Source organism: Anaerotruncus sp. 1XD42-93, from assembly GCF_009917605.1.
Classification (GTDB): domain Bacteria; phylum Bacillota; class Clostridia; order Oscillospirales; family Ruminococcaceae; genus Anaerotruncus.
In genome coordinates this window covers 1-24,659 of record NZ_QZEG01000027.1, presented here as the reverse complement: position 1 = coordinate 24,659, position 24,659 = coordinate 1, and the positions used below count along the sequence as shown (strand labels likewise).

22 protein-coding genes are annotated in these 24,659 nt (G+C 58.1%); 17 read left to right on the top strand and 5 right to left on the bottom strand.

What is annotated here, in order from left to right:
• Window positions 1-122 precede the first annotated feature (122 nt).
• Window positions 123-1,682 carry an aminomethyl-transferring glycine dehydrogenase subunit GcvPB gene (gcvPB, locus tag D5269_RS10720; RefSeq protein ID WP_120485387.1) on the bottom strand — a complete coding sequence of 520 codons (1,560 nt, stop codon included), beginning with the start codon at window positions 1,680-1,682 and terminating at the stop codon, window positions 123-125.
• Between the two features lie 21 nt (window positions 1,683-1,703).
• Complete coding sequence (gene gcvPA / locus D5269_RS10715; protein ID WP_120485373.1) at window positions 1,704-3,095, bottom strand: aminomethyl-transferring glycine dehydrogenase subunit GcvPA; 1,392 nt, start codon at window positions 3,093-3,095, stop codon at window positions 1,704-1,706.
• 292 nt (window positions 3,096-3,387) lie between these two features.
• Between gcvPA and D5269_RS10710 the strand changes: the two genes are divergently transcribed.
• From D5269_RS10710 to D5269_RS10665, 10 genes are all read left to right on the top strand, one after another.
• The gene (locus D5269_RS10710) at window positions 3,388-5,118 is read left to right on the top strand and encodes a sigma 54-interacting transcriptional regulator (RefSeq protein ID WP_120485372.1); all 1,731 of its coding nucleotides are present in this window, start codon (window positions 3,388-3,390) and stop codon (window positions 5,116-5,118) included.
• A gap of 27 nt (window positions 5,119-5,145) precedes the next feature.
• A complete protein-coding gene (locus tag D5269_RS10705; protein ID WP_120485371.1) occupies window positions 5,146-6,081 on the top strand; it encodes an AEC family transporter in 936 nt (311 codons plus the stop codon).
• A 96-nt stretch (window positions 6,082-6,177) separates the two neighbouring features.
• On the top strand, window positions 6,178-6,486 hold the full coding sequence (locus tag D5269_RS10700; protein WP_120485370.1) for a hypothetical protein: 309 nt from the start codon (window positions 6,178-6,180) through the stop codon (window positions 6,484-6,486).
• The gene (locus D5269_RS18325; protein ID WP_120485369.1) at window positions 6,483-6,806 is read left to right on the top strand and encodes a sodium ion-translocating decarboxylase subunit beta; all 324 of its coding nucleotides are present in this window, start codon (window positions 6,483-6,485) and stop codon (window positions 6,804-6,806) included. The genes D5269_RS10700 and D5269_RS18325 overlap by 4 nt, the downstream gene beginning before the upstream one ends.
• Window positions 6,807-7,040: 234 nt before the next feature.
• Window positions 7,041-9,194: a Tex family protein gene (locus D5269_RS10690; RefSeq protein ID WP_120485368.1), complete on the top strand. Its 2,154-nt coding sequence runs from the start codon at window positions 7,041-7,043 to the stop codon at window positions 9,192-9,194.
• Between the two features lie 221 nt (window positions 9,195-9,415).
• Complete coding sequence (locus D5269_RS10685) at window positions 9,416-11,023, top strand: DUF4080 domain-containing protein (RefSeq protein ID WP_120485367.1); 1,608 nt, start codon at window positions 9,416-9,418, stop codon at window positions 11,021-11,023.
• 373 nt (window positions 11,024-11,396) lie between these two features.
• On the top strand, window positions 11,397-11,870 hold the full coding sequence (locus D5269_RS10680) for an L-2-amino-thiazoline-4-carboxylic acid hydrolase (protein WP_120485366.1): 474 nt from the start codon (window positions 11,397-11,399) through the stop codon (window positions 11,868-11,870).
• 19 nt (window positions 11,871-11,889) lie between these two features.
• Window positions 11,890-13,257 carry a divalent metal cation transporter gene (locus D5269_RS10675; RefSeq protein ID WP_120485365.1) on the top strand — a complete coding sequence of 456 codons (1,368 nt, stop codon included), beginning with the start codon at window positions 11,890-11,892 and terminating at the stop codon, window positions 13,255-13,257.
• A complete protein-coding gene (locus D5269_RS10670; protein WP_016317714.1) occupies window positions 13,257-13,481 on the top strand; it encodes a hypothetical protein in 225 nt (74 codons plus the stop codon). Before D5269_RS10675 ends, D5269_RS10670 begins: the two co-directional genes overlap by 1 nt.
• Window positions 13,482-13,938: 457 nt before the next feature.
• Window positions 13,939-14,721 carry a glucosamine-6-phosphate deaminase gene (locus D5269_RS10665; RefSeq protein ID WP_120485364.1) on the top strand — a complete coding sequence of 261 codons (783 nt, stop codon included), beginning with the start codon at window positions 13,939-13,941 and terminating at the stop codon, window positions 14,719-14,721.
• 193 nt (window positions 14,722-14,914) lie between these two features.
• Here D5269_RS10665 and D5269_RS10660 read toward each other — a convergent pair whose 3' ends face one another.
• Entirely contained in the window at window positions 14,915-15,490 is a 576-nt protein-coding gene (locus tag D5269_RS10660) for a serine acetyltransferase (RefSeq protein WP_016317712.1), read from the bottom strand.
• Between the two features lie 31 nt (window positions 15,491-15,521).
• Window positions 15,522-16,646 carry a class B sortase gene (locus D5269_RS10655; RefSeq protein WP_016317711.1) on the bottom strand — a complete coding sequence of 375 codons (1,125 nt, stop codon included), beginning with the start codon at window positions 16,644-16,646 and terminating at the stop codon, window positions 15,522-15,524.
• 274 nt (window positions 16,647-16,920) lie between these two features.
• On the opposite strand from D5269_RS10655, the gene D5269_RS10650 reads away from it, so the two are divergent.
• The 3 genes from D5269_RS10650 (at window position 16,921) to D5269_RS10640 (ending at window position 19,406) form a co-directional block, all read left to right on the top strand.
• Complete coding sequence (locus tag D5269_RS10650) at window positions 16,921-17,349, top strand: nuclear transport factor 2 family protein (protein WP_016317710.1); 429 nt, start codon at window positions 16,921-16,923, stop codon at window positions 17,347-17,349.
• Between the two features lie 225 nt (window positions 17,350-17,574).
• Window positions 17,575-17,997, top strand: a complete 423-nt coding sequence (locus tag D5269_RS10645; RefSeq protein WP_016317709.1) for an NUDIX domain-containing protein — start codon at window positions 17,575-17,577, stop codon at window positions 17,995-17,997.
• Window positions 17,994-19,406, top strand: coding sequence for a potassium transporter TrkG (locus D5269_RS10640; RefSeq protein WP_243126786.1), 1,413 nt, complete (start codon window positions 17,994-17,996; stop codon window positions 19,404-19,406). Before D5269_RS10645 ends, D5269_RS10640 begins: the two co-directional genes overlap by 4 nt.
• Window positions 19,407-19,502: 96 nt before the next feature.
• On the opposite strand, the gene D5269_RS10635 is transcribed toward D5269_RS10640, so the two are convergent.
• A complete protein-coding gene (locus D5269_RS10635) occupies window positions 19,503-19,685 on the bottom strand; it encodes a hypothetical protein (protein WP_016317707.1) in 183 nt (60 codons plus the stop codon).
• 170 nt (window positions 19,686-19,855) lie between these two features.
• Here D5269_RS10635 and D5269_RS10630 point away from each other — a divergent pair, with 170 nt between their 5' ends.
• The 4 genes from D5269_RS10630 to D5269_RS10615 all read left to right on the top strand — a co-directional run bounded on the left by D5269_RS10630 (window position 19,856) and on the right by D5269_RS10615 (window position 24,501).
• Window positions 19,856-20,719: a pyridoxamine kinase gene (locus tag D5269_RS10630; RefSeq protein ID WP_120485363.1), complete on the top strand. Its 864-nt coding sequence runs from the start codon at window positions 19,856-19,858 to the stop codon at window positions 20,717-20,719.
• Between the two features lie 84 nt (window positions 20,720-20,803).
• A complete protein-coding gene (locus tag D5269_RS10625) occupies window positions 20,804-21,586 on the top strand; it encodes a GDSL-type esterase/lipase family protein (protein ID WP_016317705.1) in 783 nt (260 codons plus the stop codon).
• A gap of 339 nt (window positions 21,587-21,925) precedes the next feature.
• A complete protein-coding gene (gene rpsO, locus D5269_RS10620; protein WP_016317704.1) occupies window positions 21,926-22,192 on the top strand; it encodes a 30S ribosomal protein S15 in 267 nt (88 codons plus the stop codon).
• Window positions 22,193-22,389: 197 nt separating this feature from the next.
• Complete coding sequence (locus D5269_RS10615) at window positions 22,390-24,501, top strand: polyribonucleotide nucleotidyltransferase (protein ID WP_120485362.1); 2,112 nt, start codon at window positions 22,390-22,392, stop codon at window positions 24,499-24,501.
• Window positions 24,502-24,659 lie beyond the last annotated feature (158 nt).

Below are 24,659 nucleotides of genomic sequence, written 5' to 3'. Positions count from 1 at the left end.
TTATTATACCGGAAACCGCAGGGCAATTCAAGCCAAACGCCCAAACGACTGCTTTTCTGCGAAAAGAAAAAGACGCGCAAAGCGCGTCTTTTGTAGAGAGCCAGTAAAAAGATGGTTGGCGGTCACTGGTATTTTTTCAGGTACATCTTCCAGGTGACTGCCCATTTAGCGGGATCATCCATCCCGGATTCGTCGATCTGGTGGACGGTGCTGCGGTGCGGCGCGGTCTTGACCACCTCCGGGTTCTCGCGGCACTCGCTGAAGATGTATTTCATCGTTTCAACATACTCGTCGATATCCGCCTTGGACGGGGTTTCGGTCGGCTCAAGGGTGATCGGCTCAGGCAGGTAGTAGGGGTGGTGCGAGGTCCAGTAGTGGAGCCCAAAGTCCATCGCGCGGCGCTGGATGTCGCCGGTCGAAACCCCGGTCTCCTCGTATACCTTCTCCATCGTGTAGCGGGCCTGCTCGACACGCTGGTTGTTGCCGTCGCAGTAATAGGCACCGATCCCCGGAATTTCGAGCATCTTTTTGAACAGGTAGTTGTTGTTCAGCACCGCGGTTTTGGCGACCTGATACAGCCCCTCGCCGCCGAGCGAACGGATCCACGCATAGGCGCGCAGGACAACCTGTGCCACCCCATAGAACGAGCGGATTTTCCCCACGCCAAATTCTTTGTTGGCGAATGCATAGTCGAGGAAATAGCGTTCCCCGTCAAACCCGACGAGCGGGGCGGGCAGGAACGGCACCAGTTCCTGGGAGACGCCGGTCGCGCCGCAGGCCGGGCCGCCGCAGCCATGCGGGGAAGAAAAGGTCTTGTGCAGGTTGAAAAAGCACAGATCGAAGCCGGCTTCCCGCGCGCGGGTGACGCCGAGCAGGCCATTGGCATTCGCCTGGTCGTAGGCGCAGAGGCCGCCGTGTTCGTGCACATAGGCGGTAAACGCCTGCACCTGCCCATTATAGACGCCGGTGTCCTCCGGATTTGCCACAATATAGGCGGCGGTGCGCTCGGAAACGGCTGCTTTCAGCGTCTCCATGCTGGGCAGGCCGGTTTGAGGGTCAGGCTGGAGATAGATCACCTTGAACCCGTTCATCACCGGGGCGGCCGCATCGGACGGATGCGAATACAGGGTGGTGATGATCTCGTCGCGCTTCTCCCCGCGGCTCTCAAAATAGGCCCGGATGACCGAAGCCATCGCAAGAATCCCCTGCGAGCCGCCGCCCGGCTGGAAGGTGAACCGGTCCATCCCGGAAATCTCGCACATATACCGGTCGGTCTGATAGTAGATTTCGAGCATCCCCTGTACGGTAGACGGGTCCTGAAGCGGGTGCAGCTCCTGCACACCGCGGGCGAGCTGCTCGTTGACCTTGGGGCTGTATTTCATCGTGCAGGTACCTTGCCCGATCTCGATGTTGACATCCGCGCCGAGTACCTGCTGGGACAGGCGCAGATAGTGGCGGAGCACCCGGTTCTGGGAAATCTCGGGCAGGTTGACCCGGTTTTTGCGTTTCATGCCTGCGGGCAGCGCGCCAATCCCCTCGACCTGCGAGGCGACCTCTTCGCTCGCCTGCGGCACAAGGATGCCGCGCTCGCCGGGGGTACTCAGCTCATAGATCACTGGTTCATCCCACTTGGCCTGATGGAAGTGCTCTCTGACCTTTGCGGACCGATCAATTCTGTTCACAATACTCATCCCTTTCTCGATTTATCGGGCCGCCTGCGCGACCGCAGACACCAGCCGTTCGATGTCGTCCTGTGTGTGGATTTCGGTCACGCAGTAGAGGGCCGACTGTCCAAACTGCGGGAACTCGTTTGAAAGGTCCTTCCCGCCAAAGATGCCCTGTGCCAGCAGCGACCGGTTGATCTCGGCGACCGTCTTTCCGGTCTCGGAGAAGTCAACCACAAACTCTTTGAAGAAGCAGCTCCCAAACCGGTTCACCCGGATGTTCGGCAGCTCGGCCAGCTTTTTGGCCGCGTACTGGGCGTTATACAGGATTGTTTCTCCAACCTCTTCCATCCCTCTGGGGCCCATCGTGGCGAGATAGACCCCCGCAGTGATCCCCCAGAGCGCGCTCTGTGTGCCGACATACTCCTTGCCATGCTCGCGGTGGTGGCCGAACGAGGTTCGGTCGTACGCGACGTCGCCGAAGCCGTACTCGCCCGGCTGGCTGGTCGGGGCAATGCCGAACAGGCGGGAGGGGAACTCCATGACGAATTTTTCCTCGTCGCGGGTGGCCATAAAGCCCGACTGCCCGCCGCCGTAGTTCATATGGATGCCAAGCGGCTGGAGATCGCCGCAGACGATGTCCGCGCCATAGGAAGGGGGTGTTGCCAGCACGCCCAGCGAGATCGGGTCCACGCCGACCAGGCTCAGTCCGCCCGCCGCATGTATCAGGTCGGAAATCTCCTGCCCATGCTCCTCGATGACGCCGAGATAGCCCGGGTTTTCAAAGTAGACCCCCGCTGTGTTGGAATTCACCTTGGATTTCAGGTCGTCGAGGTCGATCTGCCCCTTGCCGTTGCAGTTTACCCGGACAAACCGGACGCTCGCGCGGCAGTAGTTTTCCATGACCGCGAACTTTTCCGGGTCGATCAGCGTGGGGACGATCACCTCGGTGCGGTTTGTGATCCGCTGCGCCATCCGCGCGGTGGTGGCAGCGGCCTGTGCCCAGTCCATCGTCGGGACGTTGACCACCTCCATGTCCACCAGCTCTGCGACCATGCTCGCATACTCAAAAAGCGACTGGAACCGCCCCAGCTCGTTGTACGGCTCGCCGCCGTAGCCGGTCAGGAACTCGCCGCGGGAGTTGACCTCGTCGCAGAGCGCGGGGACATAGTGCTGCCAGCAGCCCGCGCCGAGAAAGTTCAGGTTCTTTTTGCAGTCGGTGTTTTTGCCGAGCAGACCTTCAACATGCCGGCGCAGCTCGTATTCCGAACCGAACGCGCGGGGCAGCTTCATGGTATCTTTGAGTTTGAGCGCGTCCGGGACATTTTTATGCAGCTCCTCCAGCGAGGCCAGGCCGATCTCGCGGAGCATCTCCGCCTGAATTTCCGGTGCGGAGTTGGGGATATAGGGGTGGTTGTCGAAACCTTTCATGGGGAAAAGCCCTCCTTTTTCATCCTTTTTGCGATTCTGTACCCGATCCATGCCGGATATGGGGTTCTGATTGTCTGAAAAAGAATAAAGCAATATTCGTGCCAAACCGCAAGAACACACAAAATCGCCGTAAACAGGGGATTTTATACGGGCGCCGCTCTTTTTTTGCCAGATGGTTGTCAAACAGATTGCCAGATGGCAAATCCGGCAGATGCCTTGACAGAATTGTCAAACCGGATAAAATGTACTATATGAGAGGAAGCGCTTAACAGAATCCGGGAGGGGGTGCGGGATGAACCGTCTGGGGGAGGTAAAACAGCCAATTGAACGGCTGATTAACGGCGCTGCCAATGCGCTGAAAGCGGAGGTCGCGGTATTTGACAGCGGCTCCAACCTGATCTGCGGCACGCCGGTCTATCTCAAAAAAAAGGGGAAGGCGGTGCATAGCCCCTCGATCAATGAGGTGATGAACTATGGCAGCGTGCTGGTCAATACGCCCGGGGAGATGCAGACCTGTGTTGGCTGCCGGTTTAAGGACAACTGCCCTGCAACCGTCGAGCTGCTCTGCTGCATCAAGGCGGACGGCGCGGTGATCGGCGTAGTCACCCTGACCTCGTTTACCAGGGAGGGGCACGCCCGGATCAGCGGGAATACCCAGACCTATCTGGACGCATTGACCGAGCTTGCCGGGCTGATCGGCGGGCTGGTGCGCAGCCGGGAGGGGCTGGCGCAGACAGGCAGCTTTGAGATGTTGGTGCAGGAGGCGTTCAACGTCTCCCGGGACCCATTGCTGCTCGCGGATTCCAACGGGGTCATCACCCAGTATAACGAAGCGGCGGCGCACAGCCTCAGCTTTTGCAGGCTCTCGACCGCTTCCCTGCGGCACATCCTGCCGGAAACTACGGTGCGCAAGGTGCTGCGGGGGATTGTGTTTCAGGAAAAAGAGGTTTCAATGGGCGGGTTCCGCGCCAAGCTCACCACCCGGCCGATCTACGTGGACCGGGAGCTGATGTCGGTAGCGGTGCGGTTTTCGGACGAGACCTACGGCCCGGAAAACCAGCCGGACTATGTGAGCCGGATCATCGGGACCAGCCCGGAAACCCAGCAGCTCCAGCGGATGATCCGCCGGCTCGCGGACAGCCCGACCCCGATCCTGATCTGCGGGGAGACCGGCACCGGAAAGGAGCTGGCTGCCCGCGCCATCCACGAGCAGAGCAGCCGCCGGAAATACCCGTTTGTGGCGGTCAACTGTTCCAGCGTGCCCGAAACCCTTTTCGAGAGTGAGCTGTTTGGCTATGAGGAGGGCGCGTTCACCGGGGCGAAGAAGGGCGGCAAGATCGGGAAGATCGAGATGGCGCAGGGCGGCACCCTGTTCCTCGACGAGCTGGGGGAACTGCCGCTCTCAATGCAGCCCAAACTGCTGCGGGTTTTGCAGGAGTACGAGTTGGAGCGGGTGGGATCGGCTGAAAAAATCCCGCTCAATATCCGGGTGATCGCGGCGACCAACCGCGACCTGTCCGAGATGATCGCGGACGGGCGGTTCCGGGCGGACCTCTACTACCGGATCGGTGTCATCAACCTCGAGGTGCCCCCGCTGCGCCAACGCACCAGCGACATCCTGCCGATCGCCGCCCATTGCCTGGAATCCCTCCGGCAGCGGATGAATACCCCTGTGAAGCGGTTTGACGAGCAGGTGGAGCGGCTGTTCCTGAGCTACGAATGGCGGGGGAATGTCCGGGAGGTGCAGAATGTGGTGGAATATACCGTCAACCTCTGCGAGAACGAGGTCGTGACCGTCGAGGACCTGCCGCCCAGTATGCGCGACCGGAGCGGACGGATGCAGGCTGCAACCGAAAAAAAGCTGCTCCAGATCGAGGAGCAGAAACGGATTCAGGATCTGCTGGACCAGTTTGGGTATACGCTGGAGGGGAAAACGCAGATTGCCAAGGCGCTTGGGATCAGCCTGCGCACCCTCTACCGGAAGCTCGAACGGCTTGGGACCCAGGGGATGCCGGACAACTGACCGGACTCTGTCAACGGAGGAAACAACATGGAACATCTGGCTACATCGGTAAACGTCGTTCTTCCGCTTTTTCTGCTGATGCTCTCAGGCAAGCTGATGAAACGGATCAACCTCTTTGACCAGCGCACCCTCGACATTATGAACAAGGTCACCTTCAGGACCTTCCTGCCGGTTTCGCTCGCCATGAGCATCTATAACACCAGCCACAAAAATATGGCGCAGCCGTCCTTTCTGGCGTTTACCTTTGCGGGAACGGTACTCGTCTGCCTCATCATGCTCGTGATCATCCCGCGGATCGAGCCGGAAAACGCCCGCCGCGGGGTGATGATACAGGGGATCATGCGGGGCAACTCGGTGATCTTTGGCCTGCCGATCGGGATGATCCTCTGCCCCGACGAGGTCGGGACGGTTGCGCTGGCAGTTGCGGTCGTGGTCCCGACCATCAATATCCTGTCGGTGGTCGTCCTCGAGATCTTCCGGGGACAGAAGCCCGCCCCACGCAAAATCCTGCGGGGCATCCTGCACAACCCGCTGGTGATCGGTTCGGCAATCGGGCTGCTGTTCTGGGGGCTGGGCATCGGGATTCCGCAGGCAGTCTATACCGCGCTCAGCGATTTCGGGAAGCTAGGCACCCCGCTCGCGCTGATTATCCTCGGCGGCTCGGTCGATTTCGGCCTGCCGCGCGGACACAAGCGTCAGCTTCTGATCGTGCTTGTCGCGCGGCTGGTACTGGTGCCGGTGGCCGGTGTGGCCGCCAGCATCGCGGCGGGCTATCGGGGCGCCGAACTGGTCGGGCTGCTGATCGCCTTCGGTGCGCCCACAGCGGTCAGCTCGTTCACCATGGCGCAGGAGATGGGCGGCGACAGTGAGCTTGCCGGACAGATTGTGGTCTGGACCACCGCCGGTTCCCTCGTGACCATGTTTGTCTATGTCTTTCTGCTCCGCTCTCTGGGGTTCATCTAGGGTTTTGGGGAAAGATGGAAAACCAGCGTTCATATGAATACAGGTTTTAAAACAGATTGGATAAAATCAATTTTATAAAACAAAAAGGAGAATAAAATGAAACATTGCGGATTGGAATCCTGCGCCCGGATGGGCGTGCGCTTTTTTGCACTGGCCGGAATCGTGACCGCCCTGGTGGAGCCGGTGTACAAGCTGTTCCTGCATCTCTACAGCTGGGCGGCGGACAGAAACCAAAAACGGGCTGCGCGGGCTGGGATTATCGGAGGGGCCCGCCATTCTACGGTCATCTGGATCGGGGAACAGCGGTGGGGCGCCACCCTGCGGATCATAGCCACCATCTGTATCCTGCTGGCGTATGTCTTTCTGCTGGTGGTATGGATGGTCAAGCCGGAGGAAGCCCGATGAAGCGGCTGGGAAAGTTCGCCCGAATCGGTGCGATCGTCTTTGCCGCGCTTGGGATACTCACCCTGCTCGCTGACCGGCTGTTCCAGAGGTGGCTGCTGCATAAAGCGCTGGCAACGGCCGCACCGGAGCTGATCCATTCGGGGGAAGCGGCCAGTATCGGGATCATCGGCGGTGCGGACGGTCCGACTGCGATCTTTATTACATCCATCCCCACACAGTGGTGGATGCGGCCGGAGGTCATCGCCGGGTTGTTTGCGGCCCTCGCGGCAGCCTGTCTGGCGGTCTGGCTCCTGCTCCGCAGACGGAATGACGGACGCTGACCGCTTTTCGGGATGCTCCCGTCCGGGATTTACACAGATTCTCAGGGGGCTTTTTCTCTTGTAAAAAGCCCCCTCTTGGCTCTGACCGCAAGTCAGAGCCAATTCACCCGAAAAACGCGCTTCACAGGATAAAGGATTTCGCTCATTGCGATGAGCGACCAAAGGCTCTGCCTTTGGAAACCGCAGCCTTTGAAAAGGCTGGCGAAACTTTTTAGAAAGATTTGGAGTTGACGTATGGACTTTTCTGCGATTCTCTCAAGCGAATTTCACATCGCACAAAAACTGGTGGAAAATATCATCGCCCTGATCGATGAGGGCAATACCATCCCGTTTATCGCGCGCTACCGGAAGGAGCAGACCGGTTCCTGTGACGATCAGGTTCTGCGGGAGCTTTCCGAGCGGGTTGACTATCTGCGCGGCCTGCAAAAACGCCGGGAGGAGGTTTCCGGAGCGATCGCCGAGCAGGGCAAGCTGACCCCCGAACTGGAAGCCGATATTGCGGCAGCCGAAACATTGGCCCGCCTTGAGGACATCTACCGTCCTTATAAGCAGAAGCGGCGCACCCGCGCAACGGTCGCGAAGGAACGGGGGCTGGAGCCGCTCGCCGAGCTTCTGCTTGCGCAGGACAGGACCTCCGGGAGCGTGCAGGCTCTGGCGGAGCCATTTGTTGATCCGGAAAAGGGCGTCCCTACGCCGGAGGATGCGCTGGCAGGTGCGTCGGACATCCTCGCCGAGCAGTTTTCGGACAGCGCGCAGGGACGTCTGCTGCTGCGTCAGTACTACCAGAAAAACGCGGTGCTGAAAACCGTCTCTGTCGGGGAGGACGCGGGCGTCTATGCGATGTACGCCGATTATGCGGAGCCGGTCTCCCGGATGCCCAGCCACCGGATACTGGCTGTCAACCGCGGTGAAAAGGAAGGTTTTCTCAAAGCTTCCGTCGAGGTGGACAGCGGTTATGCCGTGGGCCTGCTTTCCGGACTCTTTGTGAAGAAGGGGAGCATCACCACCCCGCTGGTGTTGGAGGCGGTTTCCGATGCCTATAAACGTCTGATCCACCCCTCTCTCGAACGGGAGGTGCGCTCGGATCTGACCGAGACCGCCAACGAACAGGCGATTAAAAATTTTGGGGTAAACCTGAAAGCACTGCTGATGCAGCCGCCGGTCAAGGGGAAAACGGTGCTGGCGATCGACCCGGCCTACCGCACCGGCTGCAAGATTGCGGTGGTTGACCCAACCGGGAAGGTGCTCGACACCGCTGTCGTCTACCCGACCCCGCCCCAGAACAAGGTTGCCGAAGCCAAACAAAAGCTCGGCGCGCTCATCCGCAAACACCATGTGGACGTCCTCTCGATCGGGAACGGCACCGCCTCCAAGGAGAGCGAGCTGTTCGCCGCAGAGCTGATCCGCGAGATGGACTGCGGGCTTTCCTACATGATGGTCAACGAGGCGGGCGCATCGGTCTATTCGGCGTCCAAACTGGGAGCACAGGAGTTCCCCGACTTCGATGTCTCGCTGCGCAGCGCGGTTTCGATTGCGCGGCGGCTTCAGGACCCTCTCGCTGAACTGGTCAAGATCGACCCGAAATCGGTCGGTGTGGGACAGTACCAGCATGACATGCCCCAGAAGCGGTTGGATGAGACGCTGACCGGTGTGGTTGAGGACTGCGTAAACCGGGTTGGGGTTGACCTGAATACCGCGTCGGCGTCGCTTTTGGGATATGTGGCAGGGCTTTCGGGCACAGTTGCCAAAAACATCGTGACCTACCGGGAGGAAAACGGCGCATTCACCAGCCGCACCCAGCTTAAAAAGGTGCCCAAGCTGGGGCCGAAAGCGTTTGAACAGTGCGCGGGATTCCTCCGGATTCCCCACGCGAACAACCTGCTGGACAGTACCGGTGTGCATCCCGAATCCTATGCAGGCGCAAAAGCGCTGCTTGACCGGTTCGGATATACCCTTGAAGATGCAGCCGGCAACCGCCTTTCTGAGCTGCCCGCACAGATCAAGGCTGCCGGGGAGGAACAGGTTGCGGCGGAATGCGGGGTTGGGGCGCCGACCTTGCGGGATATTGCCGCCGAACTGCTCAAGCCCGGCCGTGACCTGCGGGATGAACTTCCCCCGCCCATGCTGCGCAGCGATATCCTGGATATGAAGGATCTCAAAGAGGGGATGGAGCTTCAGGGAACGGTGCGGAACGTGATCGACTTCGGCGTATTTGTCGACATCGGGGTGCATCAGGATGGGCTGGTGCACATCTCGCAGATCACCAACCGGTATATCCGGCATCCGAGCGAGGTGCTCAAGGTGGGGGACATTGTCACCGTCTGGGTGCTGGGCGTCGATCTGCCGAAAAAACGTATCTCGCTGACCATGAAAAAGCCGAAAAAATAAGGACCCGCACCCATTGTTGCTGCCAGACGTTTCACATCTGAAGCTTTACTCGATTTTTCTCGAAAAATTGCGGTTTCCAAAGGCAGCGCCTCTGGTCGCTCATCGCAATGAGCGAAATACTTTATCCTGTGAAGCGGCAAGAGGGGGCTTTTGGCAAGTGAAAAAGCCCCTTTGTTTGAAAAACTGTGGTACCGCGGGTTCCGGAAAGGAGGCAGACAGCGATGAAAAAAACGCTGCTGGTAGCGGTCAACGCCAGATTCAGCCACACCAATCTCGCGGTGCGGTCCCTCAAGCTGGCACTTGATGCAGCGGGGATTCCTGCCGCATTCGTGGAATATACCATCAACCAGCCGGTGCGGGAGATCCTCGCGGACATTGTCTCCCGCACGCCCGGCCGGCTGCTCTTTTCCTGTTATATCTGGAACATCCGGCAGGTCGAGCAGCTTGGTTCGGAATTTCGCGCCCTCTTCCCGGACATTCCAATCCTTCTGGGCGGGCCGGAGGTCAGCTTCGACCCGGAAGACCGGCTCGCCCGTTACGGATGGGCGGACGGCATCCTCTGCGGCGAGGGGGAGCCGATCCTCGCGCAGGTATTGTCAGAACCGCATCCGCGCGGGATTTTCCGCGCCAGCCGGTTTGCTGACCTGGACGCGCTCCCATTCCCATACAGCGACCTTGCATCCCTCCCCAACCGGGTACTCTATTATGAATCATCGCGCGGCTGTCCGTACGGCTGCTCCTACTGCCTCTCCTCCGCCGACCGGACGGTGCGGTTCCGCTCGCTGCCGCTCGTCTTTGACGATCTGCAAAAACTGCTCGACGCGCGGGTGATGCAGGTAAAATTTGTTGACCGGACATTCAATCTCCGGCCGGACCGCGCGTCTGCTATCTGGCAGTATCTCGCCGCGCATGACAACGGATATACCTCCTTCCAGATGGAGCTGGGCGGCGACCTGACCACGCCGGACCAGCTCCGGCTGCTGCAAACGGTGCGTCCGGGCCTGTTTCAATTCGAAATCGGGGTGCAGTCGACCTGCGCCGCTGCGCTTGCCGCCGCTGCGCGCCCGACCGACCTGCAAACGCTCCGGGATAATGTCTGCACAGTGGGTGCGTTCGGGAATATCCACCAGCATCTCGACCTGATCGCCGGACTCCCGCTCGAAGGATTCGAACGGTTCGCGCAGAGCTACGACGAGGTATTTGCGATGCGCCCCCATCAGCTCCAGCTTGGGTTTCTCAAGCTGCTGCGCGGCTCCCGGCTTTACGAACAGCGGGAACAGTATGGGCTGGTCTACAGCGAAACGCCGCCGTATGAAATCCTGCAAACCCCACAGCTTTCGTTTCATGAGATCTGCCGGATCAAACGGGTGGAGGAGATGACCGAGCTTTACTACAACAGCGGACGGTTCCAAAACCAGCTTGCCTGCCTGCTGCGGGACTGTCCCTCGCCATTCCGGATGTTTCTTGCACTTAGCGAGCGGATGCCCGCACAGAATGTGGGAAAATATGCCTGCTACGACCTGTTGTTCACGTTCGCGGTCGAGCAGGGCTGCGACCCGGAGGTCTTTTCCTGGCTGATGCGGCTTGACCTCTGCCTGCACGAGCGCCCGCGCCGCCTGCCCGAACACTGCGCAGCCGGGAATGAACCCCGGCGCAGGCTGCTCCTGCCCGGCAAGCCCGGTCCGCAGGAATGGGTCGAGCTGTTCCCCTTCGACCCGCTTGACCCGCAGCATCCCCAACAGGAAACGCTTGTGCGGTTTGACTATACCCTCCGTGACCCGTTTGGAAATGCGTCCTGCACGAAAATCGAACCATCACAATCTGCTTGAGTGCAGCTTCTGCGGAAGCTGCACTTTTTGCATCCGCCTCCTCCCAATGATGCACTGCTGTCCTGGGTCTTCGCCGCCTGTTGACTGTCAACCTGCCTGTTTTGCCAAACTGCCCCGTCAAGGAATCTTTTTCTTTTTTATCCGATTTTGCTCTATCATGAAATTTCATGACAGGCATCCTGCAAATGCAGCGCAAATCGTTTGGAAAGGAAAAAGATTTTATGATTGTTTTACAAATTTTATTGATTTTTCTTTGAATTGGAAGTAATATCCATATTTTTCTTTCCGTTCTGTATGATTCTGCCATCTTAAAAAATTGGCACATTTTTTGCTGTTTAAAAGGGCAAATCTGAACAAAGAAGGAGGGGCAACCATGTTTAACCCGAACGATCCGGTTGGAAAAGCCACCGAGATGACAGCAAAACTCTTTGCGCTGATTGCGGATGAGGTTCTCAGAAATTGCGGCGAGGAAGAGGGCTCCCAAATTGTGCGCAAGGCTGTCCGAAGATATGGCCTGATGCGCGGCGAGGCAATCAGGGCAAACATCCTCGCGGATGGCAAAGAGCTGACCTTTGAAAACGCGGAAGCATATTCCGATTACCCACCCAACCAGGCGTGGGACTGCGAAAGCCAGGTGGAAGGCAACTGCCTGCGGGAGGTCAACCGCATCTGCCCGTTTTCCACCGCCTTTCGCGCGTTGGGGCTGGAGCAGGTTGGGAAGCTCTACTGCGAGGAAATCGACCTCGCACTGAATCAGGCGATTTTTGGGAATATCCGGTTCGAACGGCCCAGATTGTTCACCGATGGCCCGGATGCCCCGTGTGAGATGATCGTTACAAAGCTATAGGAAGAGGAGGTCGTTTATTATGAGCCATGAATCGCAAAACAAGCCGGTTGAGGTTGTCAACCCGCGCTATACCGAGCAGGCGATCAGGGAAAAAGCCTACCTGAAGGAACTGAAAAAACAGCCGTCCACCAAACGCTTCATGGGCTATGTAAAACTGTCCGGCCCTGGCTTTATGAACGCCGCGTTTACACTGGGGGCCGGCTCATTCGCCAGTTCGGTCACGTTGGGCGCCGCCTATGGATACGACATGCTCTGGATCCCGCTCTACTCATTTGCATTCGGCATCTTTATGCTGGCGCTTGCCACCCGGTTTGTCACCGGCTCGGAGATGAATGTCATTGAGGCGCAGGACAAATTCCATGGGAAATTCTTCGGCAGTTTTGCCACCGGACTGGTCGCCTGCTTTATCGCCTCTATCGTATACACCTTTGGACAATATGCGCTTGGATCGGACGCGCTTACCTCCCTGTTCCAGGTGGCGGGGCTGCCAATCCCCAAGAGCATAAGCTGGATCGTTCTGGTCGCAATCTCAGTCCCGCTCTCGCTGATGTACGGAAGCGGCGAGAATCCCAAGGCGGTCAAATTTGTTGAGAACGCCATGAAGGTCATGATCGGGATTATGCTGCTGGTGTTCGGCGCGGTTATCTGCGTGACCGGTATCAACCTCCCCGCTATGGTGAAGGGCCTGCTGATCCCGAAGCTCCCTTCGGGAATGGATGGCATCATCATGCTGATCGGCTCGATGACTGCTACCATCGGTGTTATGGACTGGGTCCTGTTCAACAACGGGATGATCTCGAGAGGATACTCGGAGGAACACGAGACGCTTGGACGGTTCGACGCCTTCTTCGGCGGCCTGCTGCCGGTCACCCTGATCCTCTCGTTTGTCTCGATCGCATTCGCCGAGGCATTCTCTGGAAAACCCGGCATCCCCACCTCGTCGGGTGAGCTGTGTGACGCGCTGGTAGGCGTTATCCCGAGCGTGTGGATCCAGGTCGGATTCTACATCGGGATCATTGCGCTGGTCGTTTCCTCCATGATCGGCCTCAGCGTCACCTGTGCGACCTCGTTCTATCAGTCCACCAATGTCAAGCGCGATCCCAAGGCGTGGTACCATCCGGTGGTTGTCCTCGCCCCACAGATCGGCTTCCTGGGCGCATTCTTTGGCAAGCCGGTTATGATCGTTGTCACCGTTGCCGCCATGCAGAGCCTGTTCAACTGGATCAGCGGGAACTCCTGGTATCTGCTCGGAAACGATACCCGCTACCTCGGCAAACGGGTTATCCAGAGCCGGTTTTTCAATGCAGGCATCTTGATCTGCATTTCGATCCTCAATATCGTCTTTATCACCTTTATCATGAGTAAGTTAGGAGTGTGGCCGGAATAATGAACATGCAGAAATTTCTGGATTCCAAACATGGGAAATTCATCGGACGGGTTTATATGCTGGTTCTCCTGTTCCTCTTCAACGCATTCATACCGATCGGCGCGGTGATGTACTATCTTCATTCGATGACCCCGCTGCTCCTGTATCTAGGTGTTGCCGGGACAGTGGCCTGCATCGCGGTTCTAAGTACGCCGACCAAAATCGAATCCAATCAGGACTCTTGAAAGCAGACTGGAAAAGGATCGTCTGAGCCTTTTCCAGTCCTTCCATTATGATCTCCACTCCTCAAAATAGGGGAAACCCGCTTCGCCATGTCCTGTGGCGGAGCGGGTTTCTTCGAACTTGTTCTATCTTTTGGGAGCAGCCCCTCTCTTGTACTTGATGTCTGAAAATGCTATGATAAATTGAAATCAGGCTGCCGCCACCGGCATATGCTATATCAGAACCCGTATTCACAACCATTTGATACCGTCTGGGCGGGCCTTTTGCCGACCTGCCGCGTTGAAAAACCTTGCAATACACAAAGTATTGTCTGCGTTTTTTCGCCTCGCAGGGCAGCAAAATCCCTCGCCCATCCGGCATCCCCTGATTATGAAACAGGTTTCTCACTCATGGGCGGTGCGGTCATCCGGCGGGCAGGAGGCCTTGCCTCCGGTTCCACAATCTGAAAGGAGAAAACGTATGGTTCCAATCGCACAACAGAAGATCGACCTTCTGGAGGTTTCTGTCTATGCCACGCGTAAAGAAATGGGGCAGGCTGCTGCGGACCTGGGCGCTGCCCGGATCAGGGAGCTGCTGAAAGAGCGGGAGTCGGTCAACATCATCCTGGGGTCCGCACCCTCGCAGCTCGAACTGTATGCCGCCCTGCTCACTTCCGGTCTGGACTTCGGCCGGATCCATGCATTCCACATGGACGAATACCTCGGACTTGCCCCCGACGCCCCGCAGGGGTTCGGCAACTACCTAAAGGAGCACCTCTTCCAGCATGCGGGATTCCGGTCAGTCCATTATATCAATGGGCAGGCGGACGACCCCGCAGCCGAATGTGCACGATATGCCGCCCTGCTTGAAGCGTATCCCCCCGACGTGATCTTCGAGGGGATCGGAGAAAACGGGCATCTGGCGTTTAACGATCCGGGCGTTGCGGATTTCCATGATCCCGCCAGGGTTAAAATTTCGAATATGGACGAGGTTTGCAGGGCCCAGCAGGTTCACGACGGCTGCTTCGCGTCCCTGGAGGAGGTGCCCCGGCAGGCAGTCACCCTGACCATCCCGCAGCTTACCCCTCCCGAGGCCACGCTGGTTATCACCGTCCCCGGCCCCACAAAGGCGCAGGCGGTATATCACACCCTCTGCGGCCCGATTACAGAAGCCTGCCCCGCCAGCATCCTGCGCCGGCATCCCCATGCGACGCTGGTTCTTGACAGGGATGCCGCTGCAAATACCGGCCTGGTTAAGGTATAGTGCAGCTTCCTCCTGTTTTGCCTCTATACCCTGCTTTGCAAAAAGGCCGTATCACCCGAACCGGTGATACGGCCTTTGGTTGATCTCTCCCTTTGACCAGGGCGGCTCTTTCAGCAGCCTCCACTTTCATGGGATTCCAGAAACCCAAAAAACCAAATTCCCTCACGCTTGCAAAACTTGCCCGAATGTTCCATTACGACGGTTCCGCTCTGTGCAGCCTGCCGTCTTGGAAAACGTAATCCACCCCATCGAGGGTCGTGCGGTAGGTATTGTCGAGCGGTTCGCCATCTTTGGAGATGATCCGGGTCGCCGCGCAGACCGCGACCGAATTCGGCGGCATATCCTCATAAACCACCGCATTCGCTCCAATCCGGCAGTTGTCCCCGATTGTGATTCCCCCGATGACCTTGGCTCCAACCCCGATATAGACATTGTTTCCGATCGTTGGGCTGCCCGGCTTTTTGGTATCGGGCAGATTGTTCGACCCGATCGTCACTTGCTGGAAGATTACCACGTCCTTACCGAGCTTTGCCGTATTCGAAATGAAAATCCCCTGAATCCCGTGTGGGAAACATGGTACCCCCGCAATTTCGCTCGTCAGCCCGACAAAACTCCCCCGCTGCAAAAAGAAGTGGCCATAGGTCAGGCGGAGCAGCTTGCTCGGGCGGCGCATCAGATGTTCCTTTAACCCCCAGATGCTCCCATACCGTATCAGTGCATAGGCGGTCAGGAAAGGACGGAGGATGCCAAATATCAAATCTTTCAACATGGTTTTGTTCTCCTGTGGGAAATACGCCGGATTAGGAAATCTTCTTCGCCATCACCACAAACCGCTGGTTCTCACCCAGCTGCTGCCCCAGGATCCGGGTACAGGTCGACAGGGTGATAAACTGGTCGCTCGAGCCGACCGAGACATTGAAGTTGTGGATGCTCTTAGCTTTCGCGGTGCTGATGATCCCCGGGATGGTCGAACCGTCCGCATAATTGTAGGCAAAATCGAGCGTAGTGTAAAAGACGCTAAACACCTGATAAAGGTGGTCTCCGCCCTGGGTGGTAACCCGGATATACGGGTTGGCGGCGGCAAATGCAGCATTGTCGTATGCCGCAAGCTGTGCGAACATCACATCGTTCGGATTCCCGATATTGACCGGCCTCCAGCAGTTGGTCCAGTTATGGCCGTAGATCACCGCATTCTGCGAGAGGATTTCCCCCTTGGAATCGAACCGGGTATCCGAATCGAACCAGATGCACCCGTTGCGGCTTGCATTTTTATAGACGTCCCGATGGGTATAGTAGTCGGTATACGGCCCCACAACCACCGGATAGCTGATGTTGGTATTGGAAATCGAAATCCACCCCCGTACATCCGGGTTGATCGCCTTCCATGCCGCGATGTCGCCCGATGCAGGCGGGGTATAGACAACTCCCGCACCGGCGGAGCCGCCTCCCTCATTGGATACGATACCTGCTTCATAATATTGATTTACCCGCTCGGTGATCGTGGCGGACAATTTTTCAGCGGTAATCGGCTGATACCGTGTCGCAGCTGCAACCGCGTCAACCTTTTCCGCCTGCTCTGCCGGCTCGGAGGAACTGTCTTCCTCCGGCTCGGGCTCCGGCGTGGACTCCTCCGGTTCCGACTGTTCCGGCGTGGAGGAAGATGCAGGCTCTTCCTGGCTGCTCGAAGTTTCATCCGGTTTTGCGGAGACCTGACGCCCCTCAATGCCGCCGCTTCCCAGCATCGAAGCCAGACCCCAACCGCCAGCGGCCACGGCCAGCAGGAGCACCAGCAAGGACGCCCGGTTTCGCAGGGGGCGGGGGATATTCTTGTTGGAGGTGTACCATTCGATCAGATCGGAACATGCGGTTTTGATGCCTACGCAGAAATAATAGATTCCACGCAGCAGTTTACGAAGCAGATTCATACAGACCCTCTTTTTATCAGAAAATTGTTGGAACAAAAACAGTATAGCACAAATATCCCTGTTTGTGGAGATAAAATTTTAAAAAATCGGCTGATGTACAGCCTGCCTTCCCGAAGGGGGGGACATCTCACTGCTGAACAGCACTCTATGAGCCGGGCAGGGCGGTCCCTTGCGCGTATCCCGCCGCGTATGCTATAATCATTTTATTCAGCGCCGGTCTGGAAAATAGCTGAATACAGGTGCCCTGTACGCGGCATCTTGAAAGGAGCGCTCTATGGATAAAACCGATAAACGGGAGGCTGTCATACGGTCGTGGTTTGCGATGTGGCTCCAAAAAAGCAATGTGGGGATCGAAGCGATTTTTGACGAGCACGCGGTTTACATCGAAAGCTGGGGGCCCGAATACCACGGGATCGAAAAAATCAGGCTCTGGTTCGACGAGTGGAACACACGCGGGACCGTTCTGCAATGGGAGATCAGGCAATTTTTCCACAAGGGGGAGCAAACGGTTGTGGAATGGTATTTTAAAAATACTGTGGATGGCGGGAGGACAGAGTCCTTTGATGGAATATCGCTGATCCAATGGACGGCAGACTGCAAAATCCGCTTTTTGAAGGAGTTTGGCTGCAACGAAAACCGCTACGACCCCTATCAGAATGGCCCGGCGCCACATTTTCAGGGCGCAGAGCCAATGTGGTTTTAAGCGCTGGCTGCGCTCTGCAAAAAACAGAAAATACTACTTTTAAACCGGCCCCAAACGTGGTATATTATTAAAAGCCCTGTATTTCGGACCCGCATCTACAATGGTCAGCCGGTTTTTTTACCGCTCCGGAAGGGTTCCGTACAGGCCCTGAACAGCATAATTTCGTGTTCTGCACACAGGAGGCATGCGGCGCGGTCCGGCGCCGCGGCAGGAAGGACGATTAAAATGTTGCGTGAAAAATCGTGCGGTGCGCTGGTCTACCGCAAACGAAAGGAAAAATATGAGCTTTTGCTGATTAAGCATAAAAGCGGCGGCCACTGGTCTTTCCCCAAGGGGCATGTCGAATCGGGAGAAAACGAGCTGCAAACCGCTCTGCGGGAGATCAAGGAGGAGACCGGGCTGGATGTGCGCCTGATGGACGGGTTCCGGCAGAGTGTTGAATATTTTCCCAAGCCGCATGTCAAAAAGCAGGTGGTTTATTTTCTGGCAAGCCCGGAAGCGGATGACACTGTCACCAAACAGGAGGAGGAGATCAGCGACTACCGCTGGTGCCTGCTGGATGAGGCGGACGGGCTGGTCACCTTCCGCAATGACAAAAACCTGATCCGGGAAGCCAAGCGGTTTCTCACGGTCAAAAGGGAGCCGTGACCGGGTCGTTCCCGGTCCGCATCTCCCGCCCGGAGCCGTTTGGGCGCGGACGGAAGGAGGCGCGGTTCCGGTTCCTCTTCCGGTTTCCGGCCCGGATCATCGCGGTCAGCTTTGCAATGGTGATCCTCATCGGGACTTTCCTGCTGATGCTGCCGGCCTCCAGCCGGGATGGCAGCTGGACCCCGCTGCTCGACTGCCTGTTCACCGCCACCTCGGCAACCTGTGTCACCGGGCTGGTAATCTATGATACTTACACCCATTGGACCGGATTCGGACAGTGTGTGATTCTGCTGCTGATCCAGACCGGCGGCCTCGGGCTGGTGACGATGACCAGCTTTTTTTCCATGGCGGTCGGCCGGCGGCTGGAACGCCGAAACCTCGACCTCGCGCGCGAATCTATCGGTACGCAGGAATTCACCATACGTCCGCTGCTCCGGCTGGTGGTGGGCGGCGCGCTCGCTGCGGAGGGGGCCGGCGCACTCCTGCTGATGATCGCGCTGGTGCCGCAGTACGGTGCGCAAGGCATCTTTTTTTCGATCTTTACCGCGGTTTCGGCATTCTGCAATGCGGGCTTTGACCTGTTCGGCGGTCAGGGTCTGTTCTCTTCGCTCACCAACTATAACGGAAACCCGTTGATCATGGGGACGGTCAGCGCGCTGATTATTGCCGGCGGGCTTGGTTTTGTGGTCTATTACGACCTGTTCCAGTACCGCCGCACCCGCACCCTGCTGCTCCACACCCGGGTGGTGCTGGCGGCAACCGGCATCCTGCTCCTTTCCGGTATGCTCATGACGCTGGCCTGTGAGTGGACCAACCCGGCCACCCTCGGCGCACTGCCAAACAACGCGCAGCGCCTGGGAGCCGCCTGGTTCTATTCGGTGACCTGCCGCACCGCAGGGTTCAACTCGTTCCCCTGCGACCTGATGCGGGGAAGCACCAAGGTCCTCTCCGCACTGTTCATGTTTATCGGCGCTGCACCCAGCTCGACCGGGGGAGGCATCAAATGTACGACTGCGGTTGTCCTGGTTGCGACCGTCTGCTCGGTTGCCCGCGGGGATGAGGAGGTCGTCGTCTTCCGGCGGCGGCTGGACCACGGGACGGTCTACAAATCGCTGGCGGTCGTACTGATGGGGCTGTCTGCGGTCGCGATGAGCGCGGCCTGTGTGATGCTCACCGACGGGGCTGCCGAGATCAGCGGGATTGACGCGTTTTACGAGAGTGTTTCCGCTTTTGCGACGGTCGGAATCTCGGTGGGGGTGACCGGTGCCGCAAGCCAGATTTCACGCGGGCTGCTCATCCTGCTGATGTATATGGGCAGGCTCGGGCCGGTCTCGTTCCTGCTCTCGCTCGCAATGCGCAGAGAGCCTTCCAGCCGCCGGGTTCTGCCTGAAGGCCAGATCGGGATTTAATCGCTTGCCCGCCGTTCCTTTTGTAAAGGGACGGCGCCCGCTGCGCCGAACATATAAAGAAGGGAGCCTTTCGCAGCCGAAAGCCTCCCTTCCCGCTCAATGCATGAGATATTCCACGCTGTCCAGCACGTTCCCAAGCGTCTTGACCGCCTTGGTTGCGTTGCGTTTGAGCTTTTTGCCGGTGCTGTTTTTGCCATGTCCGGAGAGCATATATGCCGCAGTCCCCGCTGCCATCGCAACTGCAACACCGGTCATCGCTGTGGTAGCTGCTTTGTTCATCCTGATCCACCTCCCTATTTCAATGTTTCAGAGCTTCCCTTTCCGGTCGGCCCGGGCGGAATCCGCCTGAACTAGTTTGCCCGGTTCGCAGGGCAAATCTACAGGCTGTACCGATGAAAAACAAATTTCCAGAATCTTTTCAAAACCGAGGAAAGTGCAGGTGTCCGTTTATGAACAACCGTCCGCCGAGAGTCGCGGCAATCCACGCGCTGGCCGGGTTTGGGCGCAGCTCGCTCGCAGTGGTGATCCCCACCCTATCCGCGATGGGCGTGCAGGTCTGCCCGATCCCTACTGCGGTCATGTCCACCCACACCGGCGGGCTTGGCGAGCTGGTGCACCGCGACCTCTCCGACTATATCTATCCCACTGTGGAGCATTACCAGCGGCTGTCGGTCGATCTGGAGGGCATCTATTCAGGATTCCTCTCCAGGCCCTCCCAGGCGGGCGACATGAAATCCTTCATCTCCGCCTATCCGGACGCGCTTGCGGTGGTGGACCCGGTGATGGGGGATCATGGCAAGCTCTACCGCACCTATACCCCTGAACTGGTAGAGCAGATCCGCCTTCTGGTACGGTCGGCAGCGGTCATCACCCCGAATCTGACCGAGGCGTACCTGCTCTTGGGGGAGACCTACCGTCACGAGCCGCTCACCCGCCAGCAGCTTAAAAGCATGATGGCGCGGCTCTCCGAGCTTGGGCCGCGGTATGTGGTGATTACCGGGGCGGAGCTGGCTTCCGGCGAGTGCGCCAACGTGGGCTATGACCGCCGTCAGAACGCCTACTGGTGTGTAAACTATGACTATGTGCCGACCTCCTATCCCGGCACAGGGGACATCTTCGCGAGCGTGCTCACCGGCGCGATGCTCACCGGGGACAGCTTCCCCATGGCAATGGACCGGGCAACCTGCTTTGTCGAACTGGCGATCAAGACCACTTTCAGCTATGGAACCGACACCCGCTATGGGGTGATGCTGGAAAAATGCCTTGGATGGCTGACCCATCGCGAGGTTCTCACCAACTATCAGCTTTTGTAAGCACCTATCCGGCCCCTCTGGGAGGGGATTTTTTTCAGGGTTCAAAGTCGAATCCGGTCGAAAGATGTGAATGGAGGGATTTTTTTGCGATGGGGAGCGGCAGCCGCCCTGCTTGTTTGCGCAGCGCTGTCCCTGACCGCCTACGGGGTGCGCCATGCGGACCCGGACAAGGCGTTCTATCTGGATCAGCTGGCACAAACACGGGGGGAAAGCTATGCACAGGGATATGCCCAAATGCTGAAGGAATATGAGCCGCGCGGGGAAACCGCGGATCTTGTCTTTTTCGGGGACAGCCTGACCTACCGGGGGGATTGGCAGGCCCTTTCCCAGACGCTGAAAATCGCCAACCGCGGGATCGACGGCGATCGGATCGCCGGTCTGGAAGCCCGGCTGGACCAGGTCGTTGCCCTGCGGCCTCGGAAACTCTTTCTGCTGGTCGGGATCAATGACCTCAGCGAGCGTGCCCCCAGGGAGGTCTGTGCAGATTATGCAGGGCTGCTCGACCGGCTTCAGCAGGCGATGCCCGAAACCCGCATCTATGTCCAGAGCCTGCTGCCGGTCCGAACCGATATACGCACCCTGCCGGATAACCGGCTGCTCGAACAAGTCAACCGCTCGATCCGGCAGATGGCGGAGGAGCGAGGGCTGGAATACATCGACCTGTTTTTCCCCATGCTCGACCAGTCCTCCTGGCAGCTCGCGTATGACTACCAGCTCGACGGGCTGCATCTGAGCAAGGAAGGGTATGCGGTCTGGCAGGAGAAGGTCCTCCCCTTCATCACCGAGTCCGAACCCAGCCGGAAACCGGCCCCCGACCGGCCAGGTGACCGTCTGCCGGGACGGATCGGAGTCTGGGAGCGAGGCTGAGCCGCCATCGGATGTCTTGTCCGCGGTTCTTTCGTTGTCTCCAGAAGGATGCCAAAAGATGTTTCAGACGAAAAAATTCCCTCTAAAGGGAAAAGCAGGCCTGGAGAGCGTCCTTAAAATACGAATCCGGTCGTTGGAATCCACTGTTTTCCTCGTTTTTACCCACAAATCCACAAAAAGGCCTGTATGGATGCTTTACAAGCTGCCTAAACTATGGTATAATGATCCTTCGAAACGGCCATTTCCCGGAGACAGGACTGCAAGCCTGCTTCAGGCAGGGAAATCACCCGCCTGCCCCTGAGAAAGCGGACGAAATTTTAATCTGAGGTGACAACAGCCATGATGCGCAAAGAAGAAAAGCAGGAAGTTATTCTTGCAAACAAACAGCATGAAAACGACACCGGCTCGCCGGAGGTACAGATTGCGATCCTGACCAAACGGATCAACGACCTGACCGCCCACTGCAAACTTCACCCGAAGGACCACCACAGCAACCGCGGTCTGCTGAAGATGGTCGGTAAAAGACGGAATATGCTGAGCTATCTTGCGAAAAAGGACATCAACCGCTATCGCGCACTGATTGCGAAGCTGGGTCTGCGTAAGTAACAGAAATGGAGGGAAGGCAGGCGGATCGACCGTCTGCCTTCCTGTGCGTATCCCACAGCCCAGAAACGACGGGGCCGCGGCGACACTTTTAGCAGTTATCTGAGCATCCCGGAACCGCTCCGGCATGTTGAGATACTTGCTAAAGAGTTCCCGGCTCCGTGAAAATTTTGAAGAATGGAAACGGAGGAAACTGTAACATGTTTGAAAATTTCAAGATTTATGAAACCACGTTCGGCGGACGCCCCATGACGTTCGAGACCGGCAAGATGTGCGGCCTGTCCAACGGCTCGGTGCTGGTGCGCTGGGGCGAGACGGTCGTGCTCGTCAACGTCACCGCATCCGCCAAGCCGCGCGAGGGGATCGACTTCTTCCCCCTCTCGGTCGATTTCGAAGAGAAGCTCTACTCGGTCGGGAAGATCCCCGGTTCGTTTATCAAGCGGGAATCCCGCCCGTCAGACAAGGCGATCCTGGCTTCCCGCCTGGTTGACCGCCCGATCCGCCCCCTCTTCCCCAAGGACATGCGCAATGACTGCTCGGTCGTTATGACAGTGATGTCGGTCGATCCCGACTGTCTGCCCGAGATTGCCGGCATGATCGGTACCTCATTTGCCCTCTCGATCTCGGATATCCCCTGGAACGGGCCGATTGCAGGCGCAAACATCGGGCTGGTGAACGGGGAAATCATCGTCTGCCCGGACGCCGAACAGCGCCGGATGAGCGACCTCAACCTCACCGTCGCCGCCAATGAGGATGTCATCTGCATGATCGAGGCGGGCGCGAACGAGGTCTCTAATGAGGTTATGCTCGACGCGATCATCAAGGGCCATGAGGAGATCAAAAAGATGGTCCGGTTCATCAAGCAGGTACAGGCCGAGATCGGCAAGCCCAAATTTACCTTTGAGTCGATGGAGGTCCCGCACGACCTGTTCGACGAGGTGGAGGCGTTCTGCGCCGAGGATGTCAAATTCGCACTCGATACCGACAACAAGGTGATCCGTGACGAGCGGCTTGCCCCGATTGTCGACCGGGTACACGCGGCATTCGACGAAAAAACCGAAAACCCTGCGGTGCTGGACGAGGTGCTCTACAAGCTCCAGAAAAAGATTGTCCGCCGCTGGCTGCTCGACGAGCAGAAGCGGGTGGACGGCCGCAAGATGGACGAGATCCGTCCGCTCGCCGCAGAGGTTTCGCTGCTGCCCCGCGTCCACGGCTCGGGTATGTTCACCCGCGGCCAGACCCAGGTGCTGACCATCGCTACCCTCGGCACGATCAGCGAGGCGCAGAAGCTGGACGGTATCGACGACCAGGAGCAGAAGCGCTATATCCACCACTACAATTTCCCGTCCTATTCGGTCGGCGAAACCCGTCCCTCGAGAGGCCCCGGACGCCGCGAGATCGGTCACGGCGCTCTGGCCGAGCGCGCGCTCGAGCCGGTGATCCCGTCGGTCGAGGAGTTCCCCTACACCATCCGCCTGGTCTCGGAGGTGCTCTCCTCCAACGGTTCCACTTCGCAGGGCTCGATCTGCGGCTCCACCCTCGCGCTGATGGATGCGGGCGTCCCGATCAAGGAGCCGGTTGCGGGCATCTCCTGCGGTCTCATCACCGAAGGCGACCGCTGGATGACCATGGTCGATATCCAGGGACTTGAGGATTTCTTCGGGGATATGGACTTCAAGGTCGGCGGCACCAAAAACGGCATCACCGCAATCCAGATGGACCTCAAGATCGACGGCCTGACCTATGATATGATTAAAGAGGCGTTTGAAAAGACCTACACCGCCCGTATGTATATCCTCAATGAGATCATGCTCAAGGCGATCCCCGAGGTGCGGCCTGAGCTTTCAAAATATGCGCCCAAGGTGCAGTCGATCCGGATCCATCCGGACAAAATCCGTGAGGTGATCGGGTCCGGCGGCAAGGTGATCCAGAAGATTTCGGCTGACTGCGGCGTCAAGATCGACATTGACGATGATGGGACAGTGGTCGTCTCCTCCACCAGCGCGGACGGTATCCGCCGCGCCATCTCGATCATCGAGACGATCGTCAACGATCCCGAGGTCGGCGCGATCTATAAAGGCAAGGTCACCCGTCTGATGAACTTCGGCGCATTCGTCGAGCTTGCACCGGGCAAAGAAGGACTTGTCCACATCTCCAAGCTGGATATGGGCCGGGTCGAGAAGGTCGAGGACGTGGTCGCGGTCGGCGACGAGGTGATCGTCAAGGTCACCGAGATCGACCAGCAGGGCAGAATCAACCTCTCCCGCCGCGACGCGCTGCTCGCGATGGAAGCCAAAAAACACAATCGATAAAGAGCAAACGGCGCGGTCGAATCCGCGCCGTTGCTTTGTTTCAACCAAAAGTTTTACTCGATTTTTTTCAAAAAATCGCGGGGTCGAGGGGCAGTGAGGCAACGGAAGTTTGGATTCCAGCCCAAACTTCCGGGGCGCAAGCGCCCTTCTTCGGGGGA